Below are 12,176 nucleotides of genomic sequence, written 5' to 3'. Positions count from 1 at the left end.
CGGGCATCCGGAACGCCGCGTCGCTCGGAGACGTGACGGGCCTGGATGTACTGCTCGTCGACGACACCGCCGGAAGCGGCGCGCCCCTCGTCCACACGGCGGACGTGATCCGCGCCCGCCGGCTCCGGGCAAGCTCGGCCAGCTGTTGCTCGATGTTGTAGCTGAGGGCGGTCAGCCGATCGCGGAGCTCACCAGCGCTCAGCTCGGGTTCGCCGGTCCGTTACATGGTCGCGCCGCCTGCTCGGCTGCCCCGCGCCGCCTGTCACTCCATCCAGTCCAGCAGACGCTTCGTTGACCTGGTGTGTTGACCAGTGACCAGCATGGTCGGCAGGCCGGTGGCCCTGCTCGTCGAGCTGGGCGAGTTCATGTTCATCGTGGACGGACGGTGATGAAGCTGCAGCATTGAAGGAATGATAGGAGTCAGGTATCATTCACTTATGCTGTATCAGACGCCTCACCTCACCACCGACGACCGCCGGGTCCTGGAGGAGATCGATTCCCTGCAGGAGCAGCTGCGCCACGCGGTGCAGCAGGTGCCGACGAAGTGGACGCAGGATCTGCGCAAGGCGCTGACGGCCAGCGCGATCGCGGCGTCCAACACCATCGAGGGTTACCAGGTCGATGCGAAGGATGTCGCGGACCTGATGGACGGCGAACGCGATGCGGTGGATGCCAGCGAGGAGAACAAGGCCGAGACGCTGGCCTACCAGCAGGCGATGACCTACATCCAGTCCCTGCACAACGTAGGCGACTTCAGCTACAGCAAGGAGTTGTTCAACTCGCTGCACTGGATGTTGCAGGGCCACCACCATCGACTGCGGGTGGCCGGCCAGTGGCGTCGCACTGCGATCCGCATCACCGCCCCCGGCGATGAGCTGGCCACCGATTACGAAGGCCCGGACGTCGACCTGCTGCCGGGCCTGATGGGCGAGCTGGTGGACTGGCTCAACGACGGCGACCTGGACGCCCACGTCCTGGTGCAGGCGGCGATGGCGCACCTGAACCTGGTGAAGATCCACCCGTGGTCGGACGGGAACGGGCGGATGTCCCGCTCCCTGCAGACGCTGGTCATCGCCCGTGGCGGAGTGCTGGCGCCGGAGTTCTCCTCCATCGAGGAGTGGCTGGGCATGCCGGGCAACACCTGGGAGTACTACAAGGTGCTGCGCGAGGTCGGCGGCCCGGTCTACTCACCTCAGCGCGACACCGGGCCGTGGATCCGGTTCAACCTGCTCGCCTACCACCAGCAGACCCAGCGGGTGCAGCGCCGCGTCGACCGCTCCAACGACTGCTGGATGCAGCTCATGGAGGCCGCCGACACCTTCGGGGTGACGGAGCGGCAGATCACCGCGCTGCACGAGGTGGCGATGGTCGGGCGGGTGCGGCGCTCTCGTTACGAGAAGGCCGAGGGCATCAACACCCAGCAGGCCACCCGGGACCTGCAGGCCCTGACCAAGGCGGGGCTGCTGACGGCGGTGGGGCAGACCAAGGGCCGCCACTACGTCGCCGGCCCCCGCTTCCCCGAGAACGTCCTGGCCACCGCCCAGCGCCCGCACACCATCACCAACCCCTACGCCTAAACCTCGAGGGCGTGTCAGTGACTCCGTGTAAGTCGTGGGGTTTCGCTTGAGGGTAATGCGGTCCTGGAAGTAGATCGAGAAGGCGTTCAGCGCGGCCTTCCAGTGCGGCGGGCCGCGCGTTGAGAGCGGGCGCGGACGGTGGGGTGTGCGACGGCGTTGGGGGCACGCACCTGGGGCGTCCGCTCATGGGCAGGGCTCCGCTGCCATTACGAAGCGGAGCCCTCAGCCCACGTTGGGGGCTTTCCTCAACGGGCTGAGGCCAGGAGACGTTACCCGAGGCATTCCCCACGAGCCGGAGTCACAAGAGCACATGACCCCATAACTTAGTTCCTGCGTGTACCGCGCTGTGGTGTGGGAGAGCCTGTGGTCAGGCGCCGGCTGTTCGGCGCTTCCTGCGTTGCGGTGGGCAGCCGGACGCTCCTTGCGGTCGGCGCCTGCCTGACCACTTGGCTCTGTGGGTCCCGTGGGCCGGCCGCTGGAGGAGGAGGGGCCGGTCGTGGTCAGGTGGCGGCGTCCAGGGCGCAGGCATCCGTCCGTCCGATTGGTGGGTCCGGGGGTGCCTGGTCTGGGCTCGCTGTGGTGTTTGTGGGCCTGTTTTTGCGGCACGAGCCGTCCCCCGTAGTTGCGTTACGGGGGACGGCTCTTGTGTTGGGTTGTTCGCCAGCCCGGTTGGGTCAGGCGGTTCAGGTGAGTGCCGCGGGCTTCCGGCTGTGCACGTTCACGTGTACGCCAGAGGCATCGTCAGCTGATGATGCAGGGGGTGAGGGTGTTGGAGGAGGTGAGGAATCCTCCGGGGACGGGGGTGGTTGCGGTGTAGCCGGAGGCGAGTTGGAAGACGGTGAGGTGGGCGAGGCAGGTGGCGTTGCCGAAGGTGTCGGCCACGGCGGTGCACAGGACGGGTCCGCTGGGTCCGTCGGAGTGGAAGGTGACGGTTGATCCGGGGGTGGCGCCGGTGGCGGTGAGGGTGGTGTGGGCGAAGGACCAGGGCAGCGGGGGGAAGTCCAGCGTGTAGCAGGCCGGCTGCGCCTTGAACGTACCGCCGGAGGGCTGGACGGTGACGGTGACCGGTGTGGAGGTGACGTTGGTGCAGGTGCAGGCGGTTCCGGTGGCGGTGACCGTGGCGATGAGGGTGTTGGCGCCGGGGGTGGTGAAGATGACCGGGCTGGTGGCCACCCCGGAGGCGTTGGTGAGCGCGAAGCCGATGATCGCACCGTTGCTGGTGAACGTCACCCCCGCGTTCGGCACCGGCGCCCCGTTGCAGGTGACCGTGGCGGACACGGTGGTGGGCTGGCCCACCGTGACCGTACCGGCCGGGGGTGTCACGGTGATCAGGCAGCTGGAGGGTGATTGGACCGTCACCGTGACGGCACCGGTTGAGGCGGTGGTGCAGGTGTTGCCGGTGTAGACCGCGGTGATGGTGCCGGAGGTCAGGGTGGTGGAGGTGAAGCACGCCTGTCCGGTGCCATCGACGGGCACGCTTTGGCTCAGGCCGGGGCCGCTGAAGAAGACGGTGCCGGTCGGGGTGGGATTACCGGGCGGGACGGTGATCTGGGCGCAGACGGTCACCGTCTGTCCGGGGGTGGAGGGGTTGGGGGTGGCGGTGACGGTGGTGGTGGAGGGGATTTGGTTGACGGTGACGGTGACGTTGCCGGTCGAGCCGGTGAACGGTCCGGTGGGGGTGTAGGTGGCGGTGATGGTGCCGGAGGTCAGGGTGGTGGAGGTGAAGCACGCCTGCCCGGTGCCATCCACCGGCACGGTCTGGTTGAGGCCGCCGGGGCCGGTGAACACCACGCTGCCGGTGGGGATGGTGGCGCTGGGAGGTGCGGTGGCCACCTGCGCGCACACGGTCACCGCCTGCCCGCAGGTGGAGGGGTTGGGAGTGGCCGTCACCGTGGTGGTGGTGCCGGCCGGAGTCTGAACAATGTCAACGGTACCGGTGGACTGTGTGAAGCACGTATTGCCGCTGTAGGCGGCGGTGATGGTGCCAGCCGACAAGGTGCTGGAGGTGAAGCACGCCTGTCCGGTGGGGTCCACCGGCACGGTCTGATTCAGCCCGCCGGGGCCGGTGAAGACCACGCTGCCGACCGGAACCCCCGCACCAGGAGCGGTCGCCGCAACCTGGGCGCAGACCATCACTGACTGTCCCGGACCGGAGGGATTCGGTGTCGCCGTGACGGTCGTGGTGGTCGCTGATGGGGTGACGGTCAGTGGGGCGAGAGGCGAGCCTGAGCCGAGGTAGTTGCTGTCGCCGCTGTAGACGGCCGACACCTGGTGTGTGCCGGCATCAAGTGGGGTGCTGAGAGTGACGGTGGCCTGGCCGGTCGGGTCCAGAGTGCCGGTCAGTGCCGGGCCGTCATCGCTGATGATGAAGGTCACCGTTCCCGTCGGAACGGGAGTGCCACCGGGTGGAACTGTGGACACCTGCGCCGTCAGGGTCACCGGCTGACCGCACGGCACCGGATTCGGGCTCACCGACACCACCGTCGACGACGTCGGCTGCGCCGTGAAGGTGTAGTTCAGCGCGTTGCTCGGCCCACCGGGAGTGGTCACGGTCACCGGCACGGTGCCCGACCCCGCAGGAGCCGTCACCGTCAGCGACATACCACCCGGGCTCACCACGATGCTCGTTCCCGGCGTGGCCCCGAACAGCACCTGTGTCGCGCCGGTCAGGTCAGTGCCCGTGATGGTCACCGTATTGCCCCCTGCGGGCACTCCCTGCGCCGGACTGAGGAAGATCAGATGCGGGACCGGCGGAAACACACTGACGTCATTCGAGGTCTCGTTGGTGACGTAGATGTTGCCGTTGGGCGCCACCGCCACCCGGATTGGCTGGGTGCCGGCGGGGAGGGTGGTCCTGACGGTGTTGGTGGCACTGTCGATCAGCGTCACATCGCCCGAGGCATTGTTGACGACGTAGACGATGCCGTTGGGCGCCACCGCCACCGCCCGCGGCACGTTGCCGAAGGGGATGGGGATGGTGGTGGTGACGGTGTTGGTGGCACTGTCGATCACCGTCACACCGCCGAGTTGGTTGGTGACGTAGACGTTGCCGTTGGGCGCCGCCGCCACCCCACTCGGAGTGCTGCCGGCGGGGAGGGTGGTGGTGACGGTGTTGGTGGCACTGTCGATCACCGTCACATCGTTCGGGCCACTGTTGGCGACGTAGACGTTGCCGTTGGGCGCCGCCGCCACCCCACTCGGATTGGTGCCGGCGGGGAGGGTGGTGGTGACGGTGTTGGTGACACTGTCGATCACCGTCACACTGCCCGAGATGCCGGCGACGTAGACGTTGCCGTTGGGCGCCACCCCCACGTTCAGGGGACTGCCGGCGGCGGGGAGGGTGGTGGTGACGGTGTTGGTGACACTGTCGATCACCGTCACATCGTTCGAGGATTGGTTGGCGACGTAGACGTTGCCGTTGGGCGCCACCGCCACCGCAGTCGGATTGGTGCCGGCGGGGAGGGTGGTGATGACGGTGTTGGTGACACTATTGATCACCGTCACATCGTTCGAGCCATTGTTGGCGACGTAGACGATGCCGTTGGGCGCCACCGCCACCCCAAACGGACCGTTGCCGGCGGGGAGGGTGGCGGTGACGGTGTTGGTGACACTGTCGATCACCGTCACATCGTTCGAGGATTGGTTGGCGACGTAGACGTTGCCATTGGGCGCCACCGCCACCGCCCGCGGATTGGTGCCGGCGGGGAGGGTGATAGCGGCGAGCAGCGCCATGTGCTGCTGCGCTCCAGCCACGCTCCCGGCGCCGAGCGCGGCCAGCCCTGCAGCTGCTTGCCCTTGGACGAGAAGAGCGGAGATCTGCGGCGGCAGCCACAGTTGTGGGTTTGTGTTCATGGTCAGGGAGCCTCTCGATTCGCTCTGAGCGGCACTGCCCATGCGGCCATAGTACGGACAACGCCAGATGACGTCGGCACCAGAACGCCTTGCTCCCGAAAGGGCGGCACCACACAGCACGAACGAACCGAATGATCGCATAGTGGGCTGCTCATCCAGGAGGGATGGGCAGCCCACCGGTTCACATCCATTAGGCATCTGGCACGACAGTCAACCAACCCTTCAGACGCACATTCACCCGACCGGCCCACCACCCCCGCCCAACTCTCCACAACGCAGAGCCCCACAGCACCAGAGAGAGACAGCAAAATCCCCCACCTGCACAGCCGACGAGACCGACCTTCCCTCACAGCGTAGAGACCGTGACTGCAGGGGAAGTTGGGAGTCATGCCGGTCAAAAGGCGGCGGACGTGTAAAGCGGGTCTGATCAACATTTCGGGGAGGCGTGACGGGGTGTGACCCTGTTCATGGGGTGAGGATGATCCGGCGTCGCAGGAGGTCGAGGTTCGCTCGTCCATAGCCTTGCCTTTTTAAAAGTTACGTGGAATCTGCCGGGGTGATCATGTCTTCCCGGTGTAACCACGGACTTGGGAGATGGCTTGAGCGGCACGACGGTGCTCACAGAGAAGTGGCCGGTGCTCGGCCGGCACGCGCAGGCGGCGGCCTGGCTGACGGTCTGGACGGATCTCGGACGTGCGCCACGCACGATCGACGCGTACGGGCGGGGACTGGCCGAATACCTGCTGATGTGCGAGCGGGAGGATGTCGATCCGGTCACCGCGAACCGTTCCCATGTCGCCGTCTACGTACGGGAGTTGAGCTCGCGGCCGCACCGCCGGGGCGCGAACGTGATCTCGATCGACTCGGGGGCGGGACTGGCGAACGCGACGATCCAGCAACGGCTCGTGCCGGTCCGCCTGTTCTACGACTTCCTCATGGAAGAGGGGCTGCGGGAATCCAACCCCGTCGGCCGCGGTCGGTACACCCCCGGCCGACGGAACGGCGGTCCGCAGCGCGGCCTGGTGCCCCGGCTGACGAAGCTGCCGTGGATTCCCGGAGAACAGCAGTGGCTCAGCGTCCTGGAGATAGCCAAGCGCGAGCCCGTACGCAACCGCGTGATGCTCGCCCTGGCCTACGACGCCGCCCTGCGCCGCGAGGAACTGTGCTCACTGCGGACCGACGACGTCGATCCGGCCCACCGCACGCTGCGCATACGGGCGGAAACAACGAAGAACCGGCTGGAGCGGGTGGTGCCCTACTCGGCACCGACCGGGATACTGCTGTCGGACTACCTCGCCCACCGCGCCCGGATCAGCCGGGCCCGAGGGCCGCTGTTCTTGTCGGAGTCGCGGCGCAATCACGCCCAGCCGCTGAGCCTGTGGACCTGGTCAAAGGTGGTCCGACGGATCGCGCTGACCTCCGGCGTCGAGCGGTTCTCCACGCATACCACCCGGCACCTGTGTCTGACCGATCTGGCCCGCATGGGCTGGGAGTTGCACGCGATCGCGTCGTTTGCCGGACACCGTCACACCGACTCCACGCTCCAGTACATCCACCTCTCCGGCCGGGACCTGGCGGAAAAGCTGGCCCGCGGCATGGACCATATTCACGCCTGGCGAATACAGATGCTCATCGCCCCGGCCGGCGCGACGGCGGAGGTGTCGCGGTGAGTGCACCGTCGCTGGTCATCGCCACTGAGGACGCCGGTGGTCGCTGGTCCTGGCCGATCGTCCCGGGCCGCTACGACACGACCGTCGCGGTCCGTCCTGTTGAGGCACGGGCCGTTCTCGAGCTCGGCGTGCGCAATCTGCGCCGGCTGCAGTACCACGACCCGGCCGCACCGGGCTGGCGCGTGATCGCACGGCTGTTGGGACCGCTCGAGGCGGTCAACGCCGCACTCGACTCGCCGCCCACCCCGCACCGCCGACGGGCCATGCTCGACGTGATCGCCCTGCTGCTGACGCACAGCGCGGAGACCGGACGGGCCTACTGGGGCTGGACCATGCAGGAATGGACCCGTCTACTCGGCCGCACCCAGGCCGAGGGGCGTTTCCCCTTGAGCGTGGACACCCTGATCATTGGATCGTGATGATCCATAGGACAGGAGTTCCCGTTGGGGACGTCGAAGTACTCGCCTGAGTTCCGGGCCGATGCCGTCGCGCTGTATCACTCGAGCCCGGGTGGGACGTACGCGTCGGTGGCCAAGGACCTGGGCGTCAACCACGAGACGCTCCGCACGTGGGTGCGGGATGCCGAGCAGGCCGCCCGGCCCGGGGCGGTGGAGGCCACCGCGATGGAGAAGGAGAACCGGCAGCTGAGGGCGCGGGTGAAGGAACTCGAGCTCGAGCGGGAGATCCTGCGGAGGGCCGCGAAGTATTTTGCGGCGGAGACCAGTTGGTGAGCAGCCGCTTCCAGTTCGTCGAGGATCACCGTGGCGCCTTCGGCGTCAAGCGGCTGTGCCGGATACTCGCGGTCTCGCGTTCCGGCTTCTACCGGTGGCTGGCCGGCGCATCCGCGCGGGCCAGCCGGGCGAGGGCGGATGCCGAGCTCGCCGAGCGCATCAACCGGATCCATCAGGAATCGGACGGCACCTATGGGGTTCCGCGCGTCACCGCCGAGCTGAAGGAGGCCGGGAAGCCGGTCAATCACAAGCGGGTCGAGCGCGTCATGCGCAAGTTCCACATCGTCGGGCTGCACCTGCGCAAGAAGGTCCGCACCACCATTCCCGAGCCGTCGGCGACACCGGTGCCGGACCTGCTCCAGCGGGACTTTGCTGCCCCGGTGCCGAACACCAAGTACGTGGGCGACATCACCTATCTCCCGATCGGCAACGGCCAATTCCTTTATCTGGCAACGGTGTTGGACCTGTGCTCGAAACGCCTGACGGGCTGGTCGATCGCCGACCACATGCGGACCTCGCTGGTCACCGACGCGCTCAGGGCCGCAGCGAGGGCCCGCGGCGGGGACGGCCTGCGCGGGGCGATATTTCACAGCGACAACGGGGCGCAATATGTGTCGAAGGAGTTCGCCCAGGTCTGCTCGGAGCTGGGCGTGACCAGATCGCGAGGCACGGTCGGCACAAGTGCGGACAACGCCGCCGCGGAGAGTCTGAACGCGACCATGAAGCGCGAAACGCTCCAGGGCCGCAAGCGGTGGAACGGGGCCAGTGAGGCCCGCCCCGCGGTCTTCCGCTGGGCGACCCGCTACAACACCCGCCGACGGCACTCCCGCCTCGGCCAGATCAGCCCGATCACCTACGAACAGCGATCAACTACGCTGGCCACCGCCGCATGACAACCGGTGTCCACGATCACGGGGAAGGCCCCGAGTTCCGCCAGCACGCACCCGGCTGGGCCGGGGACGAAGTCCGCCCCTACCTCGCGGCGCACGCCTACCTGCTCGGCTCTTTCAACGAGTTCCACCGGCTCAGCAGTTTCCAACGTCTCACGCTGTCCTGGCGGATCTTCGGACGCGACCGCGTCACCAGCGAGATCACCCGCATCCGCACGGTCCTTCGCACCTGGGGCTATCAGCTGGGCCAGGACGACGACACGCTGCTGCCGGCGGTCGCCTGCCAGCTGTTTCTGCTTAATCACAGCCCGCACCTGGAAGACATGGGCACCGCGCTGTTCGACAGGGTCCGCCGCGAACGGCTGCTGGAGGGCTCCCAGCTGAACACCCTGCACGCTCTGCAGCGAGCGGTCGCCGAGCTCGGTTTCTGCGAGCCGCCCCTGCAGAGCACCGGCCGCCACTCGGTGCGGGCCACTGGCGGCGCCAAGATCTGGGAACAGTGGGCCGACCGCTGGCACGACACCTCCACCCTCACCCCGCGCGTCCGCGGCAGCATCCGCTCCACCCTCCTGCGGGTCGGCCGGTGGATTGCCGCCGAACAGCCCGACGCCGCCGATCCCACCGACTGGACCCGGCAGACCTGCGCGACCTGGATCGCGGCACTGGACCGGATGAAAGTCGGCGACTACGTCCAGCGCGCGGTCGGTCTCAAGGACCGGCTCGGCAAGCCGCTGGAGGCGCCCACCAAGGCCGGGCAGATCACCGCGCTGCGGACCTTCTTTCGGGACTGCCAGGAGTGGGAGTGGCTGCCCCGCCGGTTCGACCCACTACGCGCTCTGGCGCTCCCCCGCAGCATCACCGCCCTCCTCGGCCCCGATCCACGCGTGATCGCCGACGAGGTCTGGGCGAAGCTGTTGTGGGCCGGTCTCAACCTCGATCCCGCGGATCTTCCGCAGACCCGGTCCGGGCACTTCTACCCCTTCGAACTGGTCCGCGCGGTCACGCTGACCTGGCTGTTCTCCGGCCAACGCAGCAACGAGATCGCCCGGTTGAGGCTGGGCTGCATCCGCTGGCAGCACGACGGAGATCCCATCGCGGGCGACTCACAGCAGGTGCTGGCCCGCGATGCGGTCTGCCTGCTCGACGTCCCAACCCACAAGACCGGCACCGCCTTCACCAAGCCGGTCGACCCGATCCTCGGCCAGGCCATCGACGCCTGGCAGGCCGTCCGCCCGGACCAGCCGAAGTTCACCGACCGCCGCACCAGCGAGCACGTCGAGCTGCTGTTCGCCGTCCGGGCCCGCCGGGTCTCCACCAGCTACATCAACAACACCATCATCCCGATGCTCTGCCGCAAGGCCGGAGTCCCGGACGCCGACGTCCGCGGGAACATCACCAGCCACCGATCCCGGTGCACCATCGCCAGCCAGCTCTACAACGCCAAGGAACCGATGACGCTGTTCGAGCTGCAAGCCTGGCTCGGCCACCGATCGCCACAATCCACCCAGTACTACGCGAAGATCACCCCGAACACTCTGTCCAAGGCGTACTCCGAAGCTGGCTACTTCGAGCGGAACGTCCGCACCATCGAGGTCCTGGTCGACCGCGACGCGGTCGCCTCCGGCGCCGCCGCGACCGGCGAACCCTGGCAGCACTACGACCTCGGCCACGGCTACTGCACCTACACCTTTTTCGAGCAGTGCCAGCACCGCATGGCCTGCGCACGCTGCGACTTCTACACCCCCAAGGACTCCACAAGAGCCCAACTCCCGGAAGCCAAGGGCAACTTGCAGAAGATGGCTGTCTCGATCCCACTCACCGAGGATGAGCAAGCAGCCGTCACCGACGGCCAGACCGCGCTCGACCGCCTCCTCGACAGACTCGCCGACACCCCCACCCCCGCCGGACCAACACCCCGACAGCTCGACGTCCCGGTCGGCGCCACCCTCCTGCCGATACTCGACGTCCGCCAGGGCAAAGCACAGCAAGCTTGACAATTCTGATTCCACAGAATGATCCGGTGCACGTGGCCCTCGACTCGACCGCTCGACCAGGGCAGGCTCAGTCCGGCAGTGACGGCGTCGAGGTCGCGTCGCAGATGTCGGGCGAAGATCCGCAGGGGCGCGGGTTCGACGTGCTCGTTCGCTTGGATCCAGTCATTCAAGCGGTGTCCTTCGAGGTTGGTCATCATCTGGGCGAAGTCGCTGACGCTCCCGGCGACGGTGGCCAGTTCGGGGCATCGGGCCAGCAGGTGGTCTCGGTGTTGGACCTCGGTGCTGGTGAGGCGGTCGGGTCGGCGGGTGAGCCAGCCGGTGACCTGGCGGACGCTCGGTGCTGTCGGTAGTTTTGGTGCGGGGGCCGGCGAGCTTCGCAGGGGTTCGAGCCAGCGGCGAACGGTGCGGTCGCTGCCGCGGTAGCCCATGGCCACGATCTCTTGGTAGAGGCGGCTGCTGTCGGTGCAGCCCTCGTTCCACCGCTGGTTGAGGTAGACATGAAAGCGCCGCAGCGGTCCGTGAACGTGCCGGGACGGCCCCAGCAGGGCTTGCGGTGCGGGCGCCGTCGCATAGCGCCGGACGGTCTTGCGGTCCAGGCCGAGCCGTTCGGAGATCTGGGTGATGTTCACACCGAGGGCGTATACTGACTTCGGCTTGTCAGGGTGACGTCGGGATGTCGAGGGCGAGGCCGGTTCCGGCGATGAAGCCGTCGAGGGTGGCGGGCCGGTATTGGAGTCGTTTGAGCACGGGGCACGAATACCGCCGAACATCGCCCGCATCGCCCCGTGCCGCAACACCGCCAGGTCATCGATGCTGTCCGCACCCGCGGCCATGCCCGCGACGATGCCGGTGACCTTGGCGTCCGCCGCCGCACCCGCGCCGTTGCTCGTGCCGGTCAGCTTCACCTTCTCCCTCACCAGTCGCGGCAGCCCGCACCGCTCCGCCAGCCGCAACACCGGGACCAGCCCGGCATGCGCGATCAGATTCGGGTCATCGAACGCAGCGGAGACCGCCGCAGGAGTGTGGGAAGCTTGCATCTCGGAAGTGCCTTGCTGACTGTGCGTGCTGGAAGCCTGAATAACTCCCATCATCGCAGGTCGCAAGGCACTTCCTCGTTTCAAGGGTGTCACCGCCAGCCACGCTGCAGTACAGAAACTCCCTCGCCTCGGCATCGACGGCGCCGCCGCCGGTTCCCCCGCCTGGCGCCAGATCCCCTCCCACTACCTCATCGCCACCCAGGACCGGGCCCTGCCCGCCACCACACAGCAGGAACTCGCCGACCGGATCGGCGCACAGACCACCGAATGGGACACCGGGCACGGCCCCATGTACTCCCGCCCCAAGGACATCGCCACCTACCTGCACACCCTCGCCAAGAACCTGTGACCGCGCGGTTCTGGCCCGGCCAGGGGTCTTGACGTGGTTCCTGCCCGGTCCGGGGCCATACCTACGGTCGGGGTGT

The 12,176-nt window shown here is 67.7% G+C and carries 8 protein-coding genes and 1 pseudogene; 6 read left to right on the top strand and 3 right to left on the bottom strand.

The window, feature by feature from the left end; all coding sequences use genetic code 11:
- Window positions 1-262: 262 nt before the first annotated feature.
- Entirely contained in the window at window positions 263-403 is a 141-nt protein-coding gene (locus OIU81_RS38400; protein ID WP_329142505.1) for a hypothetical protein, read from the bottom strand.
- A 34-nt stretch (window positions 404-437) separates the two neighbouring features.
- Between OIU81_RS38400 and OIU81_RS38395 the strand changes: the two genes are divergently transcribed.
- Window positions 438-1,577, top strand: a complete 1,140-nt coding sequence (locus tag OIU81_RS38395; protein ID WP_329142506.1) for a Fic family protein — start codon at window positions 438-440, stop codon at window positions 1,575-1,577.
- A gap of 741 nt (window positions 1,578-2,318) precedes the next feature.
- Here OIU81_RS38395 and OIU81_RS38390 read toward each other — a convergent pair.
- Window positions 2,319-5,429 (bottom strand): Ig-like domain repeat protein, encoded by a 3,111-nt coding sequence (locus tag OIU81_RS38390; protein WP_329142507.1) that lies wholly within the window; start codon window positions 5,427-5,429, stop codon window positions 2,319-2,321.
- Between the two features lie 599 nt (window positions 5,430-6,028).
- Here OIU81_RS38390 and OIU81_RS38385 point away from each other — a divergent pair.
- The 4 genes from OIU81_RS38385 (at window position 6,029) to OIU81_RS38370 (ending at window position 10,714) form a co-directional block, all read left to right on the top strand.
- Entirely contained in the window at window positions 6,029-7,099 is a 1,071-nt protein-coding gene (locus OIU81_RS38385; protein ID WP_329142508.1) for a tyrosine-type recombinase/integrase, read from the top strand.
- A complete protein-coding gene (locus tag OIU81_RS38380) occupies window positions 7,096-7,518 on the top strand; it encodes a hypothetical protein (RefSeq protein ID WP_329142509.1) in 423 nt (140 codons plus the stop codon). Before OIU81_RS38385 ends, OIU81_RS38380 begins: the two co-directional genes overlap by 4 nt.
- Before the next feature lie 24 nt (window positions 7,519-7,542).
- Window positions 7,543-8,723 (top strand): IS3 family transposase gene (locus tag OIU81_RS38375; protein WP_329142510.1). Its coding sequence is split into 2 segments (ribosomal slippage): window positions 7,543-7,810 and window positions 7,810-8,723, totalling 1,182 coding nucleotides; the frame shifts between segments, so codons are not numbered across the junction.
- The gene (locus tag OIU81_RS38370; protein WP_329142511.1) at window positions 8,720-10,714 is read left to right on the top strand and encodes a tyrosine-type recombinase/integrase; all 1,995 of its coding nucleotides are present in this window, start codon (window positions 8,720-8,722) and stop codon (window positions 10,712-10,714) included. Before OIU81_RS38375 ends, OIU81_RS38370 begins: the two co-directional genes overlap by 4 nt.
- A 657-nt stretch (window positions 10,715-11,371) precedes the next feature.
- Here OIU81_RS38370 and OIU81_RS42600 read toward each other — a convergent pair.
- Window positions 11,372-11,458: pseudogene (locus OIU81_RS42600) on the bottom strand (transposase); the annotation flags it as partial.
- Between the two features lie 333 nt (window positions 11,459-11,791).
- Between OIU81_RS42600 and OIU81_RS38360 the strand changes: the two are divergent.
- Window positions 11,792-12,100: an alpha/beta fold hydrolase gene (locus tag OIU81_RS38360; RefSeq protein WP_329332052.1), complete on the top strand. Its 309-nt coding sequence runs from the start codon at window positions 11,792-11,794 to the stop codon at window positions 12,098-12,100.
- The last annotated feature ends 76 nt before the right edge of the window (window positions 12,101-12,176 follow it).

Origin of the sequence: Streptomyces sp. NBC_01454 (assembly GCF_036227565.1) — a bacterium.
Classification (GTDB): domain Bacteria; phylum Actinomycetota; class Actinomycetes; order Streptomycetales; family Streptomycetaceae; genus Streptomyces.
Note: the sequence above shows the minus strand (reverse complement) of the source record. Positions and strands in the feature narration are given on the sequence as shown.

Bases quoted from the DNA above. Each gene is read 5' to 3' on its own strand.
- OIU81_RS38400 (WP_329142505.1), bottom strand. From the start codon at position 403: ATGCTGCAGCTTCATCACCGTCCGTCCACGATGAACATGAACTCGCCC.
- OIU81_RS38370 (WP_329142511.1), top strand. From the start codon at position 8,720: ATGACAACCGGTGTCCACGATCACGGGGAAGGCCCCGAGTTCCGCCAG.
- OIU81_RS38395 (WP_329142506.1), top strand. From the start codon at position 438: ATGCTGTATCAGACGCCTCACCTCACCACCGACGACCGCCGGGTCCTG.
- OIU81_RS38390 (WP_329142507.1), bottom strand. From the start codon at position 5,429: ATGAACACAAACCCACAACTGTGGCTGCCGCCGCAGATCTCCGCTCTT.